20 protein-coding genes are annotated in these 20,331 nt (G+C 73.9%); 9 read left to right on the plus strand and 11 right to left on the minus strand.

Annotated features, from left to right (window positions below):
* The first annotated feature begins 35 nt into the window (after positions 1-35).
* From ACFPK1_RS19410 to ACFPK1_RS19420, 3 genes are read left to right on the plus strand one after another with little or no spacing between them, the layout of a single operon-like run.
* Positions 36-959: an amidohydrolase family protein gene (locus tag ACFPK1_RS19410; RefSeq protein WP_378022575.1), complete on the plus strand. Its 924-nt coding sequence runs from the start codon at positions 36-38 to the stop codon at positions 957-959.
* Positions 956-2,311, plus strand: a complete 1,356-nt coding sequence (locus tag ACFPK1_RS19415; RefSeq protein ID WP_378022576.1) for an MFS transporter — start codon at positions 956-958, stop codon at positions 2,309-2,311. Before ACFPK1_RS19410 ends, ACFPK1_RS19415 begins: the two co-directional genes overlap by 4 nt.
* An 18-nt stretch (positions 2,312-2,329) precedes the next feature.
* Positions 2,330-2,620: a GNAT family N-acetyltransferase gene (locus tag ACFPK1_RS19420; protein WP_378022577.1), complete on the plus strand. Its 291-nt coding sequence runs from the start codon at positions 2,330-2,332 to the stop codon at positions 2,618-2,620.
* Here the strand turns inward: ACFPK1_RS19420 and ACFPK1_RS19425 are convergent.
* Together ACFPK1_RS19425 and ACFPK1_RS19430 are read right to left on the minus strand one after the other, a co-directional pair.
* Positions 2,617-2,985 (minus strand): pyridoxamine 5'-phosphate oxidase family protein, encoded by a 369-nt coding sequence (locus tag ACFPK1_RS19425; RefSeq protein ID WP_378022578.1) that lies wholly within the window; start codon positions 2,983-2,985, stop codon positions 2,617-2,619. The two genes, ACFPK1_RS19420 and ACFPK1_RS19425, sit on opposite strands and share 4 nt — an antisense overlap.
* Before the next feature lie 209 nt (positions 2,986-3,194).
* Positions 3,195-3,563 carry a hypothetical protein gene (locus ACFPK1_RS19430; RefSeq protein ID WP_378022579.1) on the minus strand — a complete coding sequence of 123 codons (369 nt, stop codon included), beginning with the start codon at positions 3,561-3,563 and terminating at the stop codon, positions 3,195-3,197.
* Positions 3,564-3,787: 224 nt separating this feature from the next.
* Between ACFPK1_RS19430 and ppk2 the strand changes: the two genes are divergently transcribed.
* The gene (gene ppk2, locus ACFPK1_RS19435) at positions 3,788-4,744 is read left to right on the plus strand and encodes a polyphosphate kinase 2 (RefSeq protein ID WP_378022580.1); all 957 of its coding nucleotides are present in this window, start codon (positions 3,788-3,790) and stop codon (positions 4,742-4,744) included.
* A gap of 12 nt (positions 4,745-4,756) precedes the next feature.
* Here ppk2 and ACFPK1_RS19440 read toward each other — a convergent pair whose 3' ends face one another.
* The gene (locus tag ACFPK1_RS19440) at positions 4,757-5,092 is read right to left on the minus strand and encodes a bifunctional 3-phenylpropionate/cinnamic acid dioxygenase ferredoxin subunit (RefSeq protein ID WP_378022581.1); all 336 of its coding nucleotides are present in this window, start codon (positions 5,090-5,092) and stop codon (positions 4,757-4,759) included.
* 236 nt (positions 5,093-5,328) lie between these two features.
* Between ACFPK1_RS19440 and ACFPK1_RS19445 the strand changes: the two genes are divergently transcribed.
* Positions 5,329-6,771: an MFS transporter gene (locus ACFPK1_RS19445; protein WP_378022582.1), complete on the plus strand. Its 1,443-nt coding sequence runs from the start codon at positions 5,329-5,331 to the stop codon at positions 6,769-6,771.
* Positions 6,772-6,793: 22 nt separating this feature from the next.
* On the opposite strand, the gene ACFPK1_RS19450 is transcribed toward ACFPK1_RS19445, so the two are convergent.
* Positions 6,794-7,987, minus strand: coding sequence for an NAD(P)/FAD-dependent oxidoreductase (locus ACFPK1_RS19450; protein WP_378022583.1), 1,194 nt, complete (start codon positions 7,985-7,987; stop codon positions 6,794-6,796).
* Positions 7,988-8,365: 378 nt separating this feature from the next.
* Here ACFPK1_RS19450 and ACFPK1_RS19455 point away from each other — a divergent pair, with 378 nt between their 5' ends.
* Genes ACFPK1_RS19455 through ACFPK1_RS19465 form a run of 3 tightly spaced genes read left to right on the plus strand, consistent with a single transcriptional unit; the run spans position 8,366 to position 10,520 of the window.
* Positions 8,366-9,511 (plus strand): aromatic ring-hydroxylating oxygenase subunit alpha, encoded by a 1,146-nt coding sequence (locus ACFPK1_RS19455; protein WP_378022584.1) that lies wholly within the window; start codon positions 8,366-8,368, stop codon positions 9,509-9,511.
* 38 nt (positions 9,512-9,549) lie between these two features.
* The gene (locus ACFPK1_RS19460) at positions 9,550-9,741 is read left to right on the plus strand and encodes a hypothetical protein (RefSeq protein ID WP_378022585.1); all 192 of its coding nucleotides are present in this window, start codon (positions 9,550-9,552) and stop codon (positions 9,739-9,741) included.
* A gap of 11 nt (positions 9,742-9,752) precedes the next feature.
* The gene (locus ACFPK1_RS19465) at positions 9,753-10,520 is read left to right on the plus strand and encodes an IclR family transcriptional regulator (protein WP_378022586.1); all 768 of its coding nucleotides are present in this window, start codon (positions 9,753-9,755) and stop codon (positions 10,518-10,520) included.
* A gap of 82 nt (positions 10,521-10,602) precedes the next feature.
* Here the strand turns inward: ACFPK1_RS19465 and purU are convergent, their stop codons facing one another.
* Both purU and ACFPK1_RS19475 read right to left on the minus strand, forming a co-directional pair.
* Complete coding sequence (gene purU, locus ACFPK1_RS19470) at positions 10,603-11,454, minus strand: formyltetrahydrofolate deformylase (protein ID WP_378022587.1); 852 nt, start codon at positions 11,452-11,454, stop codon at positions 10,603-10,605.
* Positions 11,455-11,465: 11 nt separating this feature from the next.
* Positions 11,466-12,830 (minus strand): L-serine ammonia-lyase, encoded by a 1,365-nt coding sequence (locus ACFPK1_RS19475; RefSeq protein WP_378022588.1) that lies wholly within the window; start codon positions 12,828-12,830, stop codon positions 11,466-11,468.
* 103 nt (positions 12,831-12,933) lie between these two features.
* On the opposite strand from ACFPK1_RS19475, the gene ACFPK1_RS19480 reads away from it, so the two are divergent.
* The gene (locus ACFPK1_RS19480) at positions 12,934-13,602 is read left to right on the plus strand and encodes a GntR family transcriptional regulator (protein WP_378022589.1); all 669 of its coding nucleotides are present in this window, start codon (positions 12,934-12,936) and stop codon (positions 13,600-13,602) included.
* Positions 13,603-13,652: 50 nt separating this feature from the next.
* On the opposite strand, the gene ACFPK1_RS19485 is transcribed toward ACFPK1_RS19480, so the two are convergent.
* From ACFPK1_RS19485 to ACFPK1_RS19505, 5 genes are read right to left on the minus strand one after another with little or no spacing between them, the layout of a single operon-like run.
* On the minus strand, positions 13,653-14,162 hold the full coding sequence (locus ACFPK1_RS19485) for a hypothetical protein (RefSeq protein WP_378022590.1): 510 nt from the start codon (positions 14,160-14,162) through the stop codon (positions 13,653-13,655).
* A 50-nt stretch (positions 14,163-14,212) separates the two neighbouring features.
* Complete coding sequence (locus ACFPK1_RS19490; protein ID WP_378022591.1) at positions 14,213-16,696, minus strand: GcvT family protein; 2,484 nt, start codon at positions 16,694-16,696, stop codon at positions 14,213-14,215.
* Positions 16,693-17,331 (minus strand): sarcosine oxidase subunit gamma, encoded by a 639-nt coding sequence (locus tag ACFPK1_RS19495; RefSeq protein ID WP_378022592.1) that lies wholly within the window; start codon positions 17,329-17,331, stop codon positions 16,693-16,695. The genes ACFPK1_RS19490 and ACFPK1_RS19495 overlap by 4 nt, the downstream gene beginning before the upstream one ends.
* Positions 17,324-20,080 carry a 2Fe-2S iron-sulfur cluster-binding protein gene (locus ACFPK1_RS19500; protein ID WP_378022593.1) on the minus strand — a complete coding sequence of 919 codons (2,757 nt, stop codon included), beginning with the start codon at positions 20,078-20,080 and terminating at the stop codon, positions 17,324-17,326. The genes ACFPK1_RS19495 and ACFPK1_RS19500 overlap by 8 nt, the downstream gene beginning before the upstream one ends.
* Complete coding sequence (locus ACFPK1_RS19505; RefSeq protein ID WP_378022594.1) at positions 20,077-20,331, minus strand: sarcosine oxidase subunit delta; 255 nt, start codon at positions 20,329-20,331, stop codon at positions 20,077-20,079. Before ACFPK1_RS19505 ends, ACFPK1_RS19500 begins: the two co-directional genes overlap by 4 nt.

Consider the following 20,331-nt stretch of genomic DNA (forward strand, 5'->3'; position numbering starts at 1 on the left):
GTCCCGACGCACCGCCATCGACGACGGGAGGACGCGTGGGAACAGCACCCACGGCCGGGTGGCTCACCTGGGACCCGGCACCCTCCGCGCCCACCCTCGCGCTGCCGCCGGGCGCCGTCGACGCCCACTGTCACGTCTTCGGCCCCGGCGAGCGCTTCCCCTTCGCCCCCGAGCGCAAGTACACCCCGACCGACGCCGGCCGCGAGCAGCTCTTCGCCCTGCGCGACCACCTCGGGATCGCCCGGCAGGTGGTCGTGCAGGCCACCTGCCACGGCACCGACAACCGCGCGCTGGTCGACGCCCTGGACGCCGCCGACGGCCGGGCACGCGGGGTGGCGGCCGTGCGCGGCGACGTCACCGACCGCGAGCTGGCCGACCTCGACCGGGCCGGGGTCCGCGGCGTGCGCTTCAACTTCGTCAAGCGCCTCGTCGACGCCGTGCCCACCGACGAGCTCGCGGCGGTGGCGGAGCGGATCGCCCCGCTGGGCTGGCACGTCGTCGTCTACTTCGAGGCCGCCGACCTGCCCGATCTCGAGGACTTCCTCGGGCGCCTCCCGGTGCCCGTGGTGGTCGACCACATGGGCCGCCCGGACGTCACCCGCGACCCCGACGGACCCGAGTTCACCCGGTTCCTGCGCTTCGTCGACCGTCACGACGTCTGGGTCAAGGTCAGCTGCCCGGAGCGCCTGAGCGTCACCGGGCCGCCCGCGGTCGGCGGCGAGCGCCACGCCTACGCCGACGTCGTGCCCTTCGCCCGGCGCGTGGTCGCCGAGGCCGGCGACCGGGTGCTGTGGGGCACCGACTGGCCGCACCCCAACCTCACGGACCACATGCCCGACGACGGGCTGCTGGTCGACCACGTCCGCCACGTCGCGCCGACCCCCGAGGACCGGCAGCGGCTCCTCGTCGACAACCCCCGGCGCCTCTACTGGCCCGAGCACACGGAGGTCGCGCCGTGACCGCCCAGCAACGTCTCGACCGGCTGCCGATCGGCCGGTTCCACATCACGACGCTCATCGCGGTGTCGTTCGCGTACTTCTTCGAGTTCGCCGACATCAACACCTTCGCCGTCACCGCGCCGCGCCTGCTCAAGCTGTGGGGCGTGACGGTCGACCAGGTCGCCTACGTGACCTCGACGTCCTTCGTCGGCATGTTCCTCGGGTCGATCGGCGCCGGCGCGCTCGCCGACCGTGTCGGGCGCAAGCCCGCCCTCACGGCCACGGTGGTCTTCTTCGGCGTCTTCTCGCTGGTGTCGGTGTTCTCGTGGGACGTGGTGTCGCTCGGCGTCTTCCGCTTCCTCACCTCCGCCGGGCTCTCGGCCATGACGGTGGTCGCGGTCATCTACGTGAGCGAGCTCTTCCCCGCCGCCCGCCGCGGCAAGTACCAGGCCTACGCGATCGCGATCGGCATCTGCGGTACGCCCGCGACCAGCCTCATCGCCAGCTTCGTCGTGCCGCTCTCGGACTGGTCGTGGCGGCTGGTCTACCTCTGGGGCGCGCTCGGCCTGTTCTTCCTCTTCTTCCTCGGCCGGCTCAAGGAGTCGCCGCGCTGGCTGGAGAGCCGCGGCGACCACGCCCGCGCCGAGGCCGTGCTGCGCCAGATCGAGGACTCCGTGGCCGCCGAGAAGGGCCCGCTGCCGGAGCCGGCGCCAGCACCCGCCGTCACGGTCACACCGGACGAGGCCGCCGCCCCGTGGTGGCGCGTCCTGCTGCGACGCCGCGTGCTGCTGCCGACCCTGCTGCTCTGCGTCCTGTGGGTCACGCAGACCATCGGCTTCTTCGGCTACTCGAGCTGGGCACCGACGCTGCTCGCCAAGCAGGGCTTCAGCGTCGAGAACTCGATCTTCTACGTCGCGCTGACCACCATCGGTGCGCCGCTCGGCTGCCTGCTCGCCGCCGCGGTGACCGACCGCTTCGAGCGCAAGTGGTGCCTCGCCGTCTTCGGCACGGTCATCGGCCTCTGCGGCCTGCTCTACGGCCTGACGTTCGACCCCGTGCTCATCGTCGTGTTCGGGTTCCTCGTCAACCTCGTCGAGCGCGGCTACACCGCCCTCGCCTACGCCTACTCCCCCGAGCTGTTCGACACGCGGACGCGCTCGCTGGGCACCGGGATCTCCTACGGGGTGGGCCGGCTGTCCAACGCCGCCGGGCCGCTGATCATCGCGGCGCTCTACAACGGCAGCGGCTACCAGTCGGTCTTCGTGTTCATCGCCGCCATGTGGATCGTCGGCGCGATCGTGGTGGCCCTGTTCGGGCCGCGCACCAAGCAGCGCGCGCCGGCGGTGGCGATGGCGGCCCCGGTCGGGACCTGACGCGACAGGATGCTGGTCGTGACCGACGCCGACCTGCGCGCCCGCGGCGTCGCCACCTTCGGCGAGGCGGTCGCCGGCGCGATGACCTACGACCACGCCGGCGACTGCGGCGTCGACACGGTCGGCACCCTGCTCCACGCGCGCCGCCGCAGTCTGGGCGCCGGGCTCACCGCGCCGGCGCTGCACCGGGCGCGGGCGCGCGGATGCCGCACGGCGAGCCTGCAGTCGACCCCGGCGGCGGAGCGGGTCTACGCGCGTCTCGGGTTCCGCGACCTCGGCGCGATCCTCGAGTACGCCCCGGCGCGCTAGAGCGCGACCTCGACGCAGTCGGCGGTGCACCCGCCGCCGGGGTCCTCGTGGGGCGCGCCGGCCGCGGGACGGTGCAGCACCGCGCGGGTGGGCCGGACGACGAGCACGTCGCCGTCGGCCTCGCCGGCCCCGTCGACGATGAGCGCGTACCCGGCGGGGTGGGCGGGCGACCACAGCACGGAGACGACGCCGCCCGCCGCCACGTTCTCCCGCGTCCGCCGCCCGGGCCCGCGGGCGACCACCACGCCGTCGCGCACCACCGCGCTCGTCGGCGCCGTGTGCGGGCGGCCGTCGGGGGTGACGGTGACGAGGTAGGCCGTGGCGTCGGCGGGCACCGCCGCGGCGAGGCTCGGGGCCGGGTCCATGGGCCGATGCTCCCAGCGCCCGGCCCGGGGCGGGAGGGCCACGGAGATCAGGGGCACGTCGTCCACCGCGCACGGGCCCGCGAGGTGCACGGAGTGCTCGTGATCTCCGGAGTGCCCGCCCCCCGGCCCGGAGATCACAAGCACCTCGTCCCCCTCCGCGCGGCCCCCGTGGTGCACCAGGCGCCCGTGATCTCCCGCCGGCGCCGCGCTCAGCCCGCCGACCGACGACCCCGCCACGCACGCACGTGCAGCGCCGCGAGCAGGCCCACCGACACCGCGACGAGGAGCGCGGCGAGGGCCGGGTGCATGTCCTTGGTCAGGCTCGGCGCGCGGTCGGGGCCGATCGCCCAGAGCGCGAGCGGCGTCGCGTAGGCCAGAGCGAGCGCGGCGGCCCACCAGCGCAGGGCGCGCAGGCGCGCGTCGCGCAGGACGCCGACCACCACCACGGTCACCGGGACGATCGCGAGCATCGCGAACCCGCCCACGATCATCACGGGCACCGCCCAGGCGGCGACGAGGACGGAGCGCGGGGTGCGGCGCGCGGCGGGAGCGGCGGGGGCGGGGGTCGTGACGGTCACGGCGTCCTCCATCAGGTCCGAGAGCAGTGCTCTCACCCTGCACCACGCGGGCCGGAGAGACAAGAGCACTGCTCTCGCAAGGGCCGGCCCGTTCACCGCGAACGCGGACCGCGGAGAGCAGCGCGCCCCGGTCGCCCCCACACCCCGGCGCGGGCGACGTGGGCCACCGCACAGCCGGGACCCGTGTTCACCCGCGCGCCACCTGGCCCGGCGACGATGCGCCGATGATCGACGACGCCCGGGACCGCGACGAGCAGCTCGACCCGCAGATCGACGTCGACGGGGCGTCCGTCGAGGACCACGGCGACGACGACCCGCTGCTCCTGGGGGCGGACGGGGTCCCGGTCGACACGTGGCGCGAGGGCTACCCGTACGCCGAGCGGATGGCGCGCACGGACTACGAGGCGCAGAAGCGCCTGCTCCAGATCGAACTACTCAAGCTGCAGAACTGGGTGCGGGAGTCGGGCAGCAGGATCGTCGTGCTGTTCGAGGGCCGCGACGCCGCGGGCAAGGGCGGCACGATCAAGCGCTTCACGGAGCACCTCAATCCGCGGGGCGCCCGGGTGGTGGCGCTGGAGAAGCCCAGCGAGCGCGAGCGCACGCAGTGGTACTTCCAGCGCTACGTGGAGCACCTGCCCGCGGGCGGCGAGATCGTCCTGTTCGACCGCAGCTGGTACAACCGCGCCGGCGTCGAGCGCGTCATGGGCTACACCGAGGCGCGCGAGTACATGGAGTTCATGCGGGCCGCACCGGACCTCGAGCGGATGCTCGTGCGCAGCGGCATCCACCTGGTCAAGTTCTGGTTCTCGGTGTCGCGCAACGAGCAGCGCACGCGCTTCCTCATCCGCCAGGTCGACCCGGTCCGGCGCTGGAAGCTCAGCCCGACCGACATCGCCTCGCTCGGCCGGTGGGACGAGTACACCGCCGCGAAGGAGGCGATGTTCTTCTACACCGACACCGCCGACGCGCCGTGGACCGTCGTCAAGAGCAACGACAAGAAGCGCGCCCGCCTCGAGGCGATGCGCTCCGTGCTCTCGCGCTTCGACTACCCCGAGAAGGACCACGAGGCGGTCGGTACGCCCGACCCGAACGTCGTCGGGCCGGCCGCGTCGCTGTTCGAGCACGGGGAGAACGGGGGCGCCGCCGCCCCGCCGCCCCTGACCCTGGGGCGCCGGCGCTGACGTCCCCCCGGCTCACTCCGCGCGGGCGAGCTCCCGCGCCTCGACGCGCACGGTCTCCTCGACGTAGACGAGGCCGTCGGAGACGGTCACGGCGTGCGTCCGCACGGGCTTCTTGGCCGGCGGGCCGCTCGGCTGCCCCGTGCGGAGGTCGAAGCACGCGGCGTGCAGCGGGCATTCGACCGCGCACCCCTCGAGCCACCCGTCGGACAACGACGCGTCCTGGTGCGTGCAGGTGTCGTCGATCGCATAGAGCTCGCCGTCCGCGTTGAACACCGCGATGGCCACCGAGCCCTGCACCCGAACCGACTCCCCGACGGGGATGTCGGACAGCTCGCCCACGTAGATCATTCTGGCTCCAGTTGCGCTCTGCGCATCGAGTCCTGCTATCCGCAACAAGGAGCCTGAGGCTTCCGAAGTCCGCCGTCAAGCGATGTGGCCGACGTTGCCGAGATTTTCGTTGCGGCACTGGCGTGTTACTGATACGAGTCTCATATGTCAGTGGCGTGAAGTTTACGGCGTGACCGGGGTGCCACACTGCGCGGCGGATCCCGCCGCCCCCCGCCGCCGGGCCGGAGGTTGACGACATGGCCGAGCACGCCGAGCCGCGACGGCGCGGCGGCGTGCCCCGGGCGATCGAGGGCGAGCACACGGTGCGCCGGGCCACGGCCGCGGCGGCCATCGGCAACGTCGCCGAGTGGTACGACTTCGGGCTCTACTCCTATCTCGCCGGCGCGGTCCTGACCAGGGTGTTCTTCCCCGACGCGGGCCCGTGGGCCGCCGTGTACGCCCTGGGCGCGTTCGCCGCGGCGTTCCTCGTGCGGCCCCTGGGCGGCCTGTTCTTCGGCCCGCTCGGCGACCGCATCGGGCGCACGAAGGTGCTCTCGGTGACCGTCCTGCTGATGGCCGTGGCCACCGTGCTGCTCGGGCTCGTCCCCAGCCACGGGGCGATCGGCGCGGCCGCCCCGATCCTCGTGCTCGTCATGCGGATGTTGCAGGGCTTCTCCGCAGGCGGCGAGTACACCGGCGCGCTGACGATGATCGCCGAGTACGCCCCGGACCGGCGCCGCGGGTTCTTCGGCAGCTGGCTCGAGTTCGGCACCCTCACCGGCTACACGCTGGGCGCGGGCATCAGCGCTGCGCTGATCGCCCTGCTCCCCGACGAGGACCTGCTGACGTGGGGCTGGCGCCTGCCGTTCATGCTCGCCCTGCCGCTCGGCATCGTGGGCATCTACCTGCGGCTGCGCCTCGAGGACACCCCCGCGTTCCGCCAGCTCATGGAGCGCTCGCCCGCCCTGGCGACGATGCCGCTGCGCCGCGCCCTGCAGATCCTGTGGGTGCGCTACCGGCGCGCGCTCGCGGTCGCCGGCGGGCTGGTCGTCGCCTGGAACATCACCAACTACGTGCTGACCAACTACATCCCGGTCTACCTGACGACCACGCTCGGCGAGTACGGCGAGACGGGCACGGAGAAGGCGACGTCCACGGCCCTGCAGGTGGTCGTCATGGTGGCGATGCTCCTGGTCGTGACCTCGCTGGGCCGGCTGTCCGACCGCGTGGGGCGCCGCCCCGTGCTGCTCGCGGGCAGCCTCGCGCTCGTCGTCGGCGGGCTGCCCGCGGTGTGGCTCCTGCGCCAGGGCCTCCTGGGGCAGCTCGGCGGGCTCGCGCTCATCGGGGCGTGCCTGGTCTGCTTCGCGGCGGTCGCGCCGTCCACGCTGCCCGCCCTGTTCCCGACGCTCGTGCGCTACGGCGGGCTCGCGCTGACGTTCAACGTGGCGGTGTCGCTGTTCGCCGGCACGGCGCCGACGGTCATCGCCGCAGCGACGACGGCCACCGGGAACCTCGACTGGCCCGGCTACTACCTCGTCGCGGCGGGCGTCATCGGCGTGGTCAGCGTCGTGTTCCTCACGGAGTCCGCGGGGCGGCCCCTGCCCGGTGCCGCCCCGCTGTCCTCCAGCGCCGACCTGCCGCCTCCGGCGCTCTCGGACGACGGCGTGCCCCTCGAGCCGCCGCGGGACCCGCCGGACTGAGCCTGCAGGGATGGGCCGCCGCTCAGGCGGCCTGCGGGCGTCCCAGCTCGGCGCGCCGCACGCGCCCGAACCGGCGCGGGTCGCCCATGGCGAAGACGCCGGTGGTGACGCCCTCGTCGTCGACGTAGCGGGCGACGAAGCGCCCGTCGGCGGGCTCGCCCTCGAGGACGTCGACGCGGTCGTGGGCCGACGGGTGGCCGGCGAGCTGGAGCATGCGCCCGTACTGCTCCGACCACACGTAGCCGCTGGGCCGGAAGGTCGACCCGGAGCGGCCCGAGAGCAGATTGGCGGCGGCGACGGCGGCCTGCTCGCCGGCGCTGGTCCAGTGCTCGTGGCGGTGCCCCCGCGCCGCGCCGCCCCCGCATCGGGCCACGTCGCCGACCGCGACCACGTTCGGCAGGTCGGTGACCATCCCGGCGTCGGTGCACACGCCGTTGTCGAGGTGCAGCCCGGAGCCGTCGAGCCAGCCGGTGTTCGGCGTGATGCCGATGCCCACCACCACGACGTCCGCCTTGACGGTGGTGCCGTCCCCGAGCTCGACGCCGACGACGCGACGGGCGTCCTCGCGCACGGGGACGGTCGCGAGGCCCGCCACCGCGGCGTTCGCGCGCAGGTCGGTCCCGTGCTCGGCGTGCAGGTCGACGCAGCTGCGGGCGATGCGCGGCCCGAGCACCGGGGCCAGCGGCAGCGGCAGGCCGTCGAGGACGGTCACCTCGAGACCCATCGCGCGGCACGTGGACGCCACCTCGGCGCCGATGAACCCGCCGCCGACGATCGCGACGCGCGGCGAGCCGTCGCGCAGCGCCCGGCGCAGGGCGAGCGCGTCGTCGAGCGTGCGGAGCGTGTGCACGCCCTCGACGCCCTCGCTGCCGGGCAGCCGGCGGGCGCTCCCCCCGGTGGCGACCACGACGCCGTCGGTGGCGACGTCCGTGCCGTCGGCGAGCACCACCCGGCCGCCGGCCGGGTCGAGGCGGGCGGCCGTGGTCCCGAGGCGCAGGTCGAGGGCCAGGTCGGCCTCGTCCTCGGCGTCGAGCAGGCCGATCGCGTCGACGTCGAGGCTGCCGTCCAGGAACGCCTTCGACAGCGGGGGCCGGTCGTAGGGCCGGTGGACGTCGTCGCCGACCAGGACGAGCCGGCCGTCGAACCCGGCCGCGCGCAGCGCCTCGGCGGAGCGGACGCCGGCGACCGATCCGCCGACGATCGTGATGGTGTGCATGCGGCCTCCCGTGGGCCTCGACAGGGGGACGGACCGGTGGAGGGACACCCCACGATCTGGAGCGCCGAGTTGCGCGATGAGAGACATGATGCTCTGTGCGCAACTCAAGACCGTGGGAGACGGGAACCCGCTTGTCAAGAGGGGTCCGAGGTGGACCTGTGACACACGCCCGCGCGAACTCGCCCGCGCGCTCTCTTGACACGCGGCCCGCCGGTCGTCGACCGTGGTGTTGCGCATGACGGATCGTGTTCCACATAGCGCAACTCAACGGCGAGTCGGCGTCAGGCCGCCGGTTCGCTCCCACATCGGGTCGCGGCCGCTACGCCGGTCGGACGACGCCCCTCCCCCGTAGGCGCCACCTCGAGGAGCACGGATTCCATGACCACCGGAGAGATCGCACCCGGGATCGCGTCGCCGGCCCTGCCGGCGAGCCTGCGCGGCACGCTGCCGGGCCGGTACTACACCGATCCCACGATCTTCGCGGCCGAGCAGGCCCTCATCTTCGAGACCGGCTGGTTCTGCGCGGTGCTCGCCGCCGACCTGCCCACGGCCGGCGCCTTCGAGACCGTGCAGATCGGGCGCGAGAGCGTGATCGTCGCGCGCGGCCGTGACGGCGGCGTCAACGCCTACCTCAACGTCTGCCGCCACCGCGGGGCCCGCATCTGCACCGAGGACAAGGGCAGCGTCCGGCGCTCCTTCCAGTGCCCGTACCACGCGTGGACCTACGGCCTCGACGGCAAGCTCATCTCGGCGCCGAACATCGGCGAGATGCCCGACATCGACCGGGTCGAGTACGGCCTGCACCGCGTGCACGTGCGCGAGTGGCTGGGCTACGTGTGGCTGTGCCTCGCCGAGGAGCCGCCGTCGTTCGAGGACACGGTCATCGGCGACGTCACGGCCCGCCTCGGGTCGCCGGACGCGATCGTCGGCTACCAGGTGGCCGACCTGAAGCTGGGCCGGCGCATCTCCTACGACGTGAAGGCGAACTGGAAGCAGATCGTCGAGAACTTCATGGAGTGCTACCACTGCGGGACGATCCACCCCGAGCTCACCGAGGTGCTGCCGGAGTTCGCGAACGGCCTCGCGGCGCAGTACTTCGTCGGGCACGGCGCGGAGTTCGGCGAGGACGTCGCCGGGTTCACCGTCGACGGCTCCGCGGGCCTCGAGCGCATCCCCGGCGTGGGGGACGACCAGGACCGGCGCTACTACGCCATCACCGTGCGCCCGCAGGTGTTCATCAACCTCGTGCCCGACCACGTCGTGTTCCACCGCATGTTCCCGCTCACCGCGGACCGCACGCTCGTGCTCTGCGACTGGCTCTACCTGCCCGACGTCGTCGACTCCGGTGCCGACATCGACCGCTCGGTCGAGCTGTTCCACCGCGTCAACCAGCAGGACTTCGACGCCTGCGAGCGCTGCCAGCTCTCCATGGACTCGCGCTCCTACGCCCGCGGCGGCGTCCTCGTGCCCAGCGAGCACCACATCGGCGAGTTCCACGACTGGGTCGCCCGGCGCGTCGGCTGACCACCCCCACGACCACCCCACCACCGCAGGAGAGACCGATGTCCATCACCCCGGAGAACCGCGACCCGTCCGGCGACGGCGTCTCCACCACGCAGTACCGCGACGCCTTCCGCGTCGCCGACGAGCTGGCCGTGCACGGCAGCGACTGCGTCTGCCCGACCTGCGCCGCCCGCCTGCCCGGGCTCCTGTCCGAGTTCGCGCAGGCCATCCGCCGGGACTCGACGGACTGACCGGCATCGCCATGGGAGCCAGGGACACCGCCGTCCAGTCGGTCGACCGCGCGATCACCATCCTGGAGATGGTCGCGGCGCGCGGCGAGCTCGGGATCACCGAGATCGCCGAGGAGCTCGACGTGCACAAGTCCACCGCGTCCCGGCTCGTCGCGGCGCTCCAGCACCGCTCCCTGCTCGAGCAGCTCGGCGAGCGCGGGAAGTACACCCTGAGCTTCGGCGTGGTCCGCCTCGCGGCGGCCACCACCGGCCGTCTCGACGTCGCGCGCCTCGGCCAGCCCGTCTGCCAGGCGCTGGCCGAGAGCCTCGGCGAGACCGTCAACATCGCCGTCACCGACGGGGAGGCCGGCATCACGGTCGCGCAGGAATACGGCACCGCGGCGATCACCTCGCAGAACTGGGTCGGGCGCCGCAGCCCTCTGCACGCCACCGGCGCCGGGAAGGTCCTGCTCGCCTGGATGCCCGAGGAGGAGCGACGCCCCGTGCTGCGGCGCCGCCTCACCCGCTACACCGACGAGACCATCGTGGAGACCGCCGTGCTGCGCGCCGAGCTGGCGCGCGTCCTCGACGAGGGGCACGCCCGGTCGTTCGAGGAGCTCGAGGTCGGCATGCACGCCGTCGCCGTCCCCGTGTTCTCCGCCGACGGCACCGTCGGGTCGGCGCTGTCGGCCACCGGCCCCGCCTACCGCCTCCCCCGCCGTCGCGCCCGCGCGATCGTCGCCGACCTGCGCGACGGCGCCGCCGAGCTCTCGGCGAAGCTCGGCTACCGCGGGGAGTAGAGCCCGCGGGCCGGTGCCGGCGACGGGCGCCCCCGGCCCGTCGACGCGAGCGGGGGGCCCTCCGCCCGGAGCACCGCGGCCGCTACCGGAACACCACCGTGCGGTGCCCGTCGACCAGGACCCGGCGCTCGCAGTGCCACCGCACCGCCCGCGCGAGGGCGAGCGCCTCGGCGTCGCGTCCCACGGTCTGCAGCGCGCGCGGGTCGTGGGTGTGGTCGATGCGCACGACCTCCTGCTCGATGATCGGGCCCTCGTCGAGGTCGGCGGTGACGTAGTGCGCGGTGGCGCCGACGAACTTGACGCCGCGGTCGTAGGCCTGGTGGTAGGGCTTGGCGCCGGCGAAGCCGGGCAGGAACGAGTGGTGGATGTTGATGGCCCGGCCGCGCAGCGTCGCGCAGGTGCGGTCGGAGAGCACCTGCATGTACCGGGCGAGCACCACCAGCTCGGCGTCCAGCTCGTCGACGATCCGCAGCATCGCGGCCTCGGCGCCGGGCTTGGTCGACGGCGTGACCGGCACGTGGAAGAACGGCAGGCCCGCGGACTCGGCCATCGGGCGCAGCGTCTCGTGGTTGGACAGCACGCCCACGAGCTCGGCGCCGAGGCTGCCCGCGCGCCACCGGAACAGCAGGTCGTTGAGGCAGTGCCCCGACGTCGAGACCATGACGAGCACGCGGGGCTCGGTCTGCCGGTGGAACGCGTGCTCCATGGCGAATGCCTCGGCGATCGGCGCGAAGTCCGCGGACAGCGCGTCGAGGTCGGTGCCCGCCGGGGCCGTGACGCGGGTGCGCAGGAACAGCCGCCCGCTCACGGGGTCGTCGAACTGCTGGTGCTCGACGATGTCACCGCCGTACGCGGCGAGGTGGCTGCTCACGGCGCGGACGATGCCGCTGCGGTTGGGGCAGCTCAGGGTCAGGACGAAGGACTCGGTGTCCATGCGGGTTCCCGTCAGCACTCGACGACGTTGAGAGCGAGCCCGCCGCGGGCCGTCTCCTTGTACTTGACCTTCATGTCGGCGCCCGTCTCGCGCATCGTCTTGATGGCCTTGTCGAGCGAGACGTGGTGGATGCCGTCCCCGCGCACCGCCATGCGGGCCGCGGTGATCGCCTTGACCGACGCGACGGCGTTGCGCTCGATGCAGGGGATCTGCACGAGCCCGCCGACGGGGTCGCAGGTCAGGCCGAGGTTGTGCTCGATGCCGATCTCGGCGGCGTTCTCGACCTGCTCGGGCGAGCCCCCGAGCAGCTCCGCGAACCCGGCGGCGGCCATCGAGCACGCCGAGCCGACCTCGCCCTGGCACCCGACCTCGGCGCCCGAGATCGACGCGTTGCGCTTGAACAGCAGCCCGACCGCGCCGGCGGTGAGCAGGAAGCGCACCGCGGCGTCGTCGTCGAACCACGGCAGCGACCGGGCCGCGTGGTGCAGCACCGCCGGCACGATCCCCGCCGCCCCGTTGGTGGGCGCGGTGACGACGCGCCCGCCGGCGGCGTTCTCCTCGTTGACCGCCAGGGCGTCGAGCGTCACGCGGTCCATGTCGGTGCAGCCGGCACCCTCGGCGTCGAGGCGCCGGCGCAGGTCGGGCGCCCGGCGGCGGACCCGCAGGCCGCCGGGCAGCACGCCCTCGGTGGCGCAGCCCCGCTCGACGCACTCGCGCATCACCGCCCAGAGGTGCAGCAGGCCGGCGCGGGTCTCCGCCTCGGGGCGCCAGGCCGCCTCGTTGGCGAGCACGACGTCGCTGATGCGCAGCCCATGGGTGCGCGCGATCGCGACGAGCTCGTCGCCGGTGCCGAACGGGTGGCGCTCGGGCGTCGCGTCCTCGCGCAGCACGGGCTCGCCGGTCTCGTCCTCGTCGAGGACGAACCCGCCGCCCACCGAGTAGTACTCGCGGCGCTCGATCTCGCGCCCGCCGGCGTCGCGGGCGGTGAAGACCATCCCGTTGCTGTGGAAGGGCAGCCGCTTGGTGCGGTGGAGCACGATGTCGTCGTCGACCGAGACGGCGACGGCGTGCTTGCCGGCCAGGGCGATGCGGCGCTCGGTGCGCGCCGCCGCGACCAGCGGGCCGGCCTCCACCGGGTCGACCAGGTGGGGCTGCTCGCCGCACAGCCCGAGGACGACCGCCGCGACGCTGCCGTGGCCGTGGCCCGTCGCCCCCAGCGAGCCGAACAGCTCGCAGCGCAGCGACGCGACGTCGTGCAGGCGGTCGGCGTCGTGGAGGCGCGAGACGAAGAGGTACGCGGCGCGCATCGGGCCGACCGTGTGCGAGCTGGACGGACCGATCCCGACCTTGAAGAGGTCGAACACCGAGATGGCCATGGGACACCCCCAGGATGCCGTGTCGGGAAGATTGATGTTGGACTAGTATATCAATGTTGGCCGACAGAGAGAAGGAGTGCGTGCCTTGTTGTACGCTCCGCGCATGACCGTTCTCCCGGACGAGCAGGAGTCGAGTCCCCCGCTGTCGCTGTCCGAGCGCGCCTACCAGGCCATCCAGGACAAGCTGATCATGCTGGACATCCCGCCGATGGCGCCGATCGACGAGGTCGCGCTGGTGGAGTCGCTGGGGGTGGGACGCACGCCGGTCCGCGAGGCGCTCAAGCGGCTCGAGGTCGACCGGCTGGTCGTGTCGTACGCCCGGCGCGGCACGTTCGCCACGGCCGTGGACATCACCGACCTCGCCTACATCTCCGACATCCGCGTGCAGCTCGAGCCCCTGGCCGCGCGCCGCGCCGCCGAGGACGCCTCGGCCGCGACGCGCGAGGAGCTCGCCGAGCTGGCCGACGCCACCGAGCGGCTCGACGTCCCCGAGCTGACCCGCGACGAGCTGATGCGCTGGGACATGCGGGTGCACCGCGCGATCTACCACGCCGCGGGCAACCCGCATCTCGAGGACACCCTCGTGCGCTACGACAACCTGGCGACGCGGATCTTCTGCCTGTTCCTCGACCGGATGCACGACTTCGTGTCCCACGTCGAGGAGCACGCCGGCCTGCTGCGCACGATCGCCGACGGCGAGGCCGACGCCGCCGCCCGCAAGGCCCGCCAGCACGTGCAGGGCTTCGAGAAGGCGATCCGCTCGGTCATCTGATGTGAGCGAACTTCGGGGCTATAGCCCCGAAGTTCGCTCACATACCCCGGTCAGCGCAGGAGCTGCTCGCGCACCACGGCGGTGAGCTTCGCGGCGCGCAGGACGACGTCGTCGACGGGGTCGACGGCGAGGAGCAGCTCCTCCCGCACCGCGGGCTCGGCGATCCCGGCCAGGTCGACCTCGATCTCCACGCGCGCCGTCCCCACCGCCGCGCGCAGCGCCTCGGACGCCGCCGCCACGTCGACCGCCGTCGCGCGCTGCCGCGCGTCGGGACCCGTGCGCAGGGTCTCGGCGAGATCGAGGCCCCGCTCGGCGACCTCGATGACACGCACCGCGGCCCGGGCCCCGTCCACCGGATCGGGGCCCGGGCTCTCGGTCGCGAGCCGCTGCGCGGCCGCCCGCAGCGCGGCGGCGGCGTCCGCCACCGCGCCGCCTCCCGGCGGCGCCGCCCGCGCGAGGAGGGCGACCCCCACCGCGGCGTGCAGGGCGGCGGCTCCCCGGCCGCCCGGACCGGAGGACGCCAAGGACTCGAGGACCTGATCGACCGTCTCGCTGCGCACAACGCCTCCCAGGGGGACGTCCGCCCTTGCGTCTCCGACCGCCGCCGTCTTCAGCGTCGGATCCGCGCCATCTCGGGGTCGACGAGCGGCTCGCTCGCGACCGTCGCACGCACGGGGTGCCCGAAGTACCGAATCTCCACGGGTGTCCCGGGCTCGAGCCCGGCCGGCAGCCAGGCGTAGGCGATCGGCCGGCCGACGGTGTGGCCGTACGCCGCCGACGTCACGTAGCCCGCGGGCTCGCCGTCGACGAGCACGGGCTCGTGGCCGAGCACGACGCTGCGCCCGTCGTCGACGGTCAGGCAGGTCAGCGACCGCGTGACGTCCTGCGCGCCGGGCGCGGTGACGGCGTCCCGGCCCACGAAGTCGCCCTTCGTCGACGGGCGCACCGCGAAGCCCAGGCCGGCCTCGTAGGGCGAGTGCTCGGTCGTCATGTCGGCGCCCCAGCTGCGGTAGCCCTTCTCCAGCCGCAGGCTGTTGAAGGCCGCCCGCCCCGCGGCCACGACACCCAGAGGGGTGCCGGCGCGCCACAGCACGTCCCAGAGCCGCTGGCCGTACTCGGCCGTCGTGTAGATCTCCCAGCCGAGCTCGCCGACGTACGACAGGCGCATCGCGGTGACCGGGACGCCCCCGATCTCGGCCTGCACGCAGCGGAAGAACCTCAGCCCCTCGTGGGAGAGGTCGGCCGAGGTCAGCGGCTGCACCAGGTCGCGGGCCAGCGGGCCCCAGACCCCGATGCAGCAGGTGCCCCCGGAGATGTCGCGCACCGTGACGTCGCCGGCCTCGGCCGCGGCGCGCCGCAGCATCTCGAGGTCGAGCGGACCGTTGGCGCCGACCTGGAAGAGCTCCGGGCCGAACCGGGCGACGGTGAGGTCGCTGCGGATGCCGCCGGCCTCGTCGAGCGCCAGCGTGTAGGTCACCGAGCCGACCGACTTGTCCATCTTCCCGGTCACCAGGCGGTCGAGCATCGCGCACGCGCCGGGCCCGGACACCTCGATCCGGGTCAGCGAGGTCATGTCGTACATCGCGACCGCGGTCCGGGTCTTCCACGCCTCCACCGCGGCGATCGGCGAGTGGAACCGCGCCGACCACGCGTCGCGCGACGGCGGCGCCCACTCCGGCGGCAGCTCCGCGACCAGCGGGGCGTTCGCCTCGTACCAGTGCGGGCGCTCCCAGCCGCGGGCCTCGAGGAACACCGCGCCCAGCTCGGTCTGGCGCGCGTGGAACGGGCTCGTCCGCACGTCGCGGGGCGAGAGCTTGGGCTGCAGGGGGTGCACGACGTCGTAGATCTCGACGAAGTTCTGCTGCGAGGTCTCGGCGACGTAGTCGTCGGCGAGCTGGAACTCCTCGAAGCGGTGCACCGAGCACCCGTGCAGCTCGATCTCGCTGCGGCCGTCGACCAGCAGCTGCGCGACGCTGCGCGCGACGCCGGCGGAGTGGGTGACCCACACGGCCTCGGCGATCCAGAACCCCGCGACGTCCGCCGACTCCCCCACCAGCGGCCCGCCGTCGGGCGTGAACGAGAAGATGCCGTTGAAGCCCGTGTCGATCTTCGTGTCGTTCAGCGAGGGCAGCAGCAGGCGGCTCTCCTCCCACTGGGCCGCGAAGTCGTCCTCGGTGAACGGCAGCATCGAGGGCTGGCGGCTCTCGCTGACGTCGGACACCTCGGGCAGCTCGGCGAGCGACACCGGCATCGGGCGGTGGGCGTAGGAGCCGATGCCGATGCGGTCGTTGTGCTCGCGGTAGTACAGGTCCTGGTCCTGGTGGCGCAGGATCGGCAGGCGGGCCTCGACGAGCTCGTCGTTCCGGCCGACGAGCTCGGGCACCTGGCCGGTGAACACGTACTGGTGCGCCAGCGGCAGCAGCGGCACCCGCATCCCGACCATCTCGCCGATCTCGCGGCCCCAGAACCCGGCGCAGGACACGACGACGTCGGCGGGGACCAGGCCCTGGTCGGTCTCGACGCCGGTGACGCGGCCGCCCTGCTGGGCCACGCCGGTGACCCGCGTGGAGCCGCGGAACACCGCGCCCCGCGACTCCGCCCGGCGGATCAGCGCGGTGACCGCCCGGGCGGCCTTCGCCAGCCCGTCGGTCGGCGTGTGCAGGCCGCCGAGGATCCGGGTGGGGTCCATCAGCGGGTGCAGGCGGGCGCACGCCTCGACGTCGACGACCTCGGCGGGGATGCCGCGGGCGGTGGCCCAGCCCTGCTTGCGGTGCAGGTCGGCGAGCCGCTCCGGGGTCGTGGCGACCTCGAGGCCACCGACCTGGTTGAAGCACCAGGCGCCATCCCCGCCTCCGAGGACACTGCCCAGCGAGAGGAACTTCTCGACGGTGTAGGAGGCGAACTCGCTCATCGTCTTCGACGCGTTGGTCTGGAACACCAGGCCCGGCGCGTGCGAGGTCGACCCGCCGGTGAGCGGCAGGGGGCCCTGGTCGAGGACGGTGACGTCGGTCCAGCCGCGGCCGGTGAGCTCGTCGGCCAGGTTGGCGCCGACGATGCCGGCGCCGATGACGACGACGCGGGGGGTGGTGCTCATGGCGTCTCCCAGGTGCGGGACGAGACGGGTGACAGGACGAACTCACCGGCGGCGTCGACGAGCCAGTCGGCGACGTAGCCGGCGAAGGAGCTGCGGACGACGATCTGCAGGTCGTCCACGGCGTGGGCGACGAGCAGGACGGCGGTCTGACCGAGGAGGGTCTGGGCGCACCGGCCGCGCGGGAAGGACGCGGGGCGCAGGTCGAGCGCGCAGCCCGACGCGAGCAGGTCGCGCGCGGCGGCGCCGCGCAGCCGCACGCTCGTGCGCTGCGCGGACACGTCGACGGCCATGCCGCCGTGGGCGGCGGCGACCTCGTCGACGTGGAACTCCCACTCCTCGGGGTCGGCGGTGGTGCTCGTGAGCAGCCACTCGTCGGGCCCGAGGCGCAGGGCGAGGCCGGTGGGGTGCGCGGTCCACGTGTCCGGCCCCGACGGCAGCGCGGCCCCGACGGCGGCGCCGACCGCCGCGGGCCCGGTGCCGTCCGGGTCGACGCGCAGGTCGACGGCGGCGACGGGCGCCTCGAGGTCGAGCCCGATCGCGCCCCCGGTGTCGTCGGCGACCGCCGCGAGGCGGGCCCACCGGTCGGCGAGCGGGTGGACGGGGACGAGGGTGCGGTCAGCCATCCGATCAGCCATCTCGGCGGGCTCCTTCCGGGTCGACGAGCACGGACCCGCCGATGCGGGCGGCCACGAGCTCGTCGCCGACGGGCACGTGGACGACCTCGCCGAGGCGCTCGCGGCCGCCCTTGACCAGGGCGAGCGCGAAGGGCCGGGCGAGCTCGGCGCTGTGGTAGCTGGAGGTGACGTGCCCGAGCATCGGCACGGGCGCCGGGGGCAGGGCGCCGTCGTCGCAGAAGCGCACGATCTGCGCGCCCTCGGGCAGCTTGGTGGCGGCGTCGGTGGGCAGCAGCGAGACCAGCTGCTTGCGCAGCGGGTTGCGGTTCTCCGGGCGGGCGTACGACCGCTTGCCGACGAAGTCGTCCTTCTTCTTCGACACGGCCCAGGCCATGCCGAGGTCGTGCGGCGACACGGTGCCGTCGGTGTCCTGCCCGATGATCGGGTAGCCCTTCTCGGCGCGCAGGACGTGCATGGTCTCGGTGCCGTAGGGCGTGATGCCGTACGGCCGGCCGGCCTCCACGAGGCGCGCCCACACCGCGGGCGCGTACCAGGCGCTGACCGTCACCTCGTAGGCGAGCTCGCCCGAGAACGAGATGCGCGCGAGACGCACGGGCACGCCGTCGAGCGTCGTGTCCTGCCAGGTCATGAAGCCGAACGCGTCGTTGCTGACGTCGACGTCGGGGAAGACCGCGCCGATCACGTCGCGCGAGCGCGGGCCGGCGACGGCGGCGATCGACCACTGCTCGGTGACCGAGGTCAGGCGCACCCGCAGGTCGGTCCACTCGGTCTGGACCCACTCCTCCATCCAGTCGAGCACGTGGGCGGCGTTGCCGGTGGTGGTCGTGACGAGGTAGCGGTCCTCGGCGAGGCGCAGCACGGTGCCGTCGTCGAAGACCATGCCGTCGTTGCCGCACATCACGCCGTAGCGGACGCGCCCGACCTTCAGGCTCGACATCATGTTCGTGTAGAGCCGGTCGAGCAGCACCGGCGCGTCGGGTCCCCGGACGTCGATCTTGCCGAGCGTCGAGGCGTCCATGATCCCGACCGACGTGCGCACCGCGGCGCACTCGCGCAGCACGGCGGCGGTCATGTCCTCGCCGGGCTCCGGGTAGTGCCGGGCGCGCTTCCACTGCCCGACGTCCTCGAACTCGGCGCCGGCGGCGACGTGCCAGCCGTGCAGCGGCGTCGTGCGCACCGGGTCGAACAGGTCGCCGCGCTCGCGCCCGGCGAGGGCGGCGAACGCGACCGGCGTGTACGGCGGCCGGAACGTGGTGGTGCCGACCTCCTGGATCGGGCGGCCGGTGAGCTCGGCGAGGATGCCCAGGGCGAGGATCCCGGAGGTCTTGCCCTGGTCGTGGGCGGTGCCGATGGTCGTGTACCGCTTGACGTGCTCGGGGTGGGTCATCCCGGCGCCCACGGCCCGGGCGACGTCGGCGACGGTGGCGTCGCGGGCGATGTCGACGAACTGCCGGCCCGCCTCCCCGGGCGTGTGCCACAGCACGAGCGTCGGCTCCCCGGCCTCCTCGGCGGGGGCGACGGGCGCGTCGGCGCCGCCGGCCTCGCGCAGGATGTCCGCGAGGGCGAAGGTGCCGTTGGCGGCGCCGACGGCGGACACGGTCCCGGGCAGCGGGGACGCCGGCCGGAACGCGCCGAGGGCACCGTCGTAGGTGAGGCTGCCGCCGACGTGGCTGACCAGGTGCGCGGTCGGGTTCCAGCCGCCGCTGACCAGCAGCAGGTCGCAGGGGACCTCGCCGCGATCCGGGCCCACGACGGCGGCCGTCAGGTGGTCCTCGCCGCGGGTGCCGTGGACGAGGGTGCCGGTCTCGACCGCGATGCCGCGCTCCTCGCAGCGCGCCCGCCACGCCTGCGGCGCCCGCTCGCGGGCGTCGAGGACCCGCACCGACGCGCCGGCGTCGGCCAGGTCGACCGCGGCCGCGTAGGCGGCGTCGTCGCTGGTGAAGACGACCACCTCGCGGCCGGCGAGCACACCGTGGCGGTGCAGCAGGTCGCGCGCCGCCGAGGCCAGCATGATCCCGGGGCGGTCGTTGTCCTCGAACACGATCGGCCGCTCGATCGCGCCGGCGGCGACCACGACGCGCCCGGCGCGGATGCGGTGCACGCGCTGGCGGGTGCGCGACGCCTCGCCGCGCCGCTCGAGGGCGAGCACGAAGCCGTCGTCGTAGTGCCCGAAGGCGGTGGTGCGCTGCAGGTGCGTCACGCTCGGCGACGCCGCCAGCTCGGCGACGACGTCCGCGACGAACGCGAGCGACGGCGCGCCGTCGATCGTCTCCGTGCCGGTCAGCGTCCCGCCGGCCGCGGGCCGGTCGTCGACGAGGACGACGCTCTCCCCCGCGCGGGCGGCGGCGCGGGCGGCGGCGAGCCCCGCGGGGCCGGCGCCGACGACCAGGACGTCGCAGTGCGTGTGCAAGCGGTCGTAGCGGGCGGTGTCGGGGACCTCGGCGAGGCGCCCCTGGCCGTTGACCCCGCGCACCACGAGCCCGTCGGTGGCCTCGACGGTCGCGGCGAGCAGCATCGGTTCGGGGAACGGCTCCTCGACCTGGATCAGGCCGGTCGGGTCCTCGGTCCACGACGAGGTGATCCCCCGGGGGCGTCCGTACTTCACGCTGGTGGTCTGTGGCCGCGCGCCGTGGGCGAGCAGCACCGAGGCGACGGTGTCGCCGGGGTGCCCCGTGTAGGGCGTGCCGTCGACGGTGACGGTGACAGTGCGGCTGCGGTCGACGCGGCCGTACCCGTCGATCCTGCTCATCGGGGCACCTCCTTCAGGAACCGGTGGGTGCGGGTGTCGCGGACGGCGGTGAACCAGCGACGGCACCCCGCGGTGTGCACCCAGCGCTCGGCGAAGGGGCCCTTGGGGTTGTCGCGGAAGAAGACGAAGTGCGCCCACTGCTCGTCGGTCAGCGAGGCGGGGTGCTCGGGGTAGGCCACGTCGGCCTGGCCGCCGTAGGAGAACTCGATCTCCTCGCGGGGGCCGCACCAGGGGCAGGCGATGAGTTGCAC

The sequence above is a fragment of the Actinomycetospora rhizophila genome (assembly GCF_042657905.1).
GTDB classification, from domain to species: domain Bacteria; phylum Actinomycetota; class Actinomycetes; order Mycobacteriales; family Pseudonocardiaceae; genus Actinomycetospora; species Actinomycetospora rhizophila.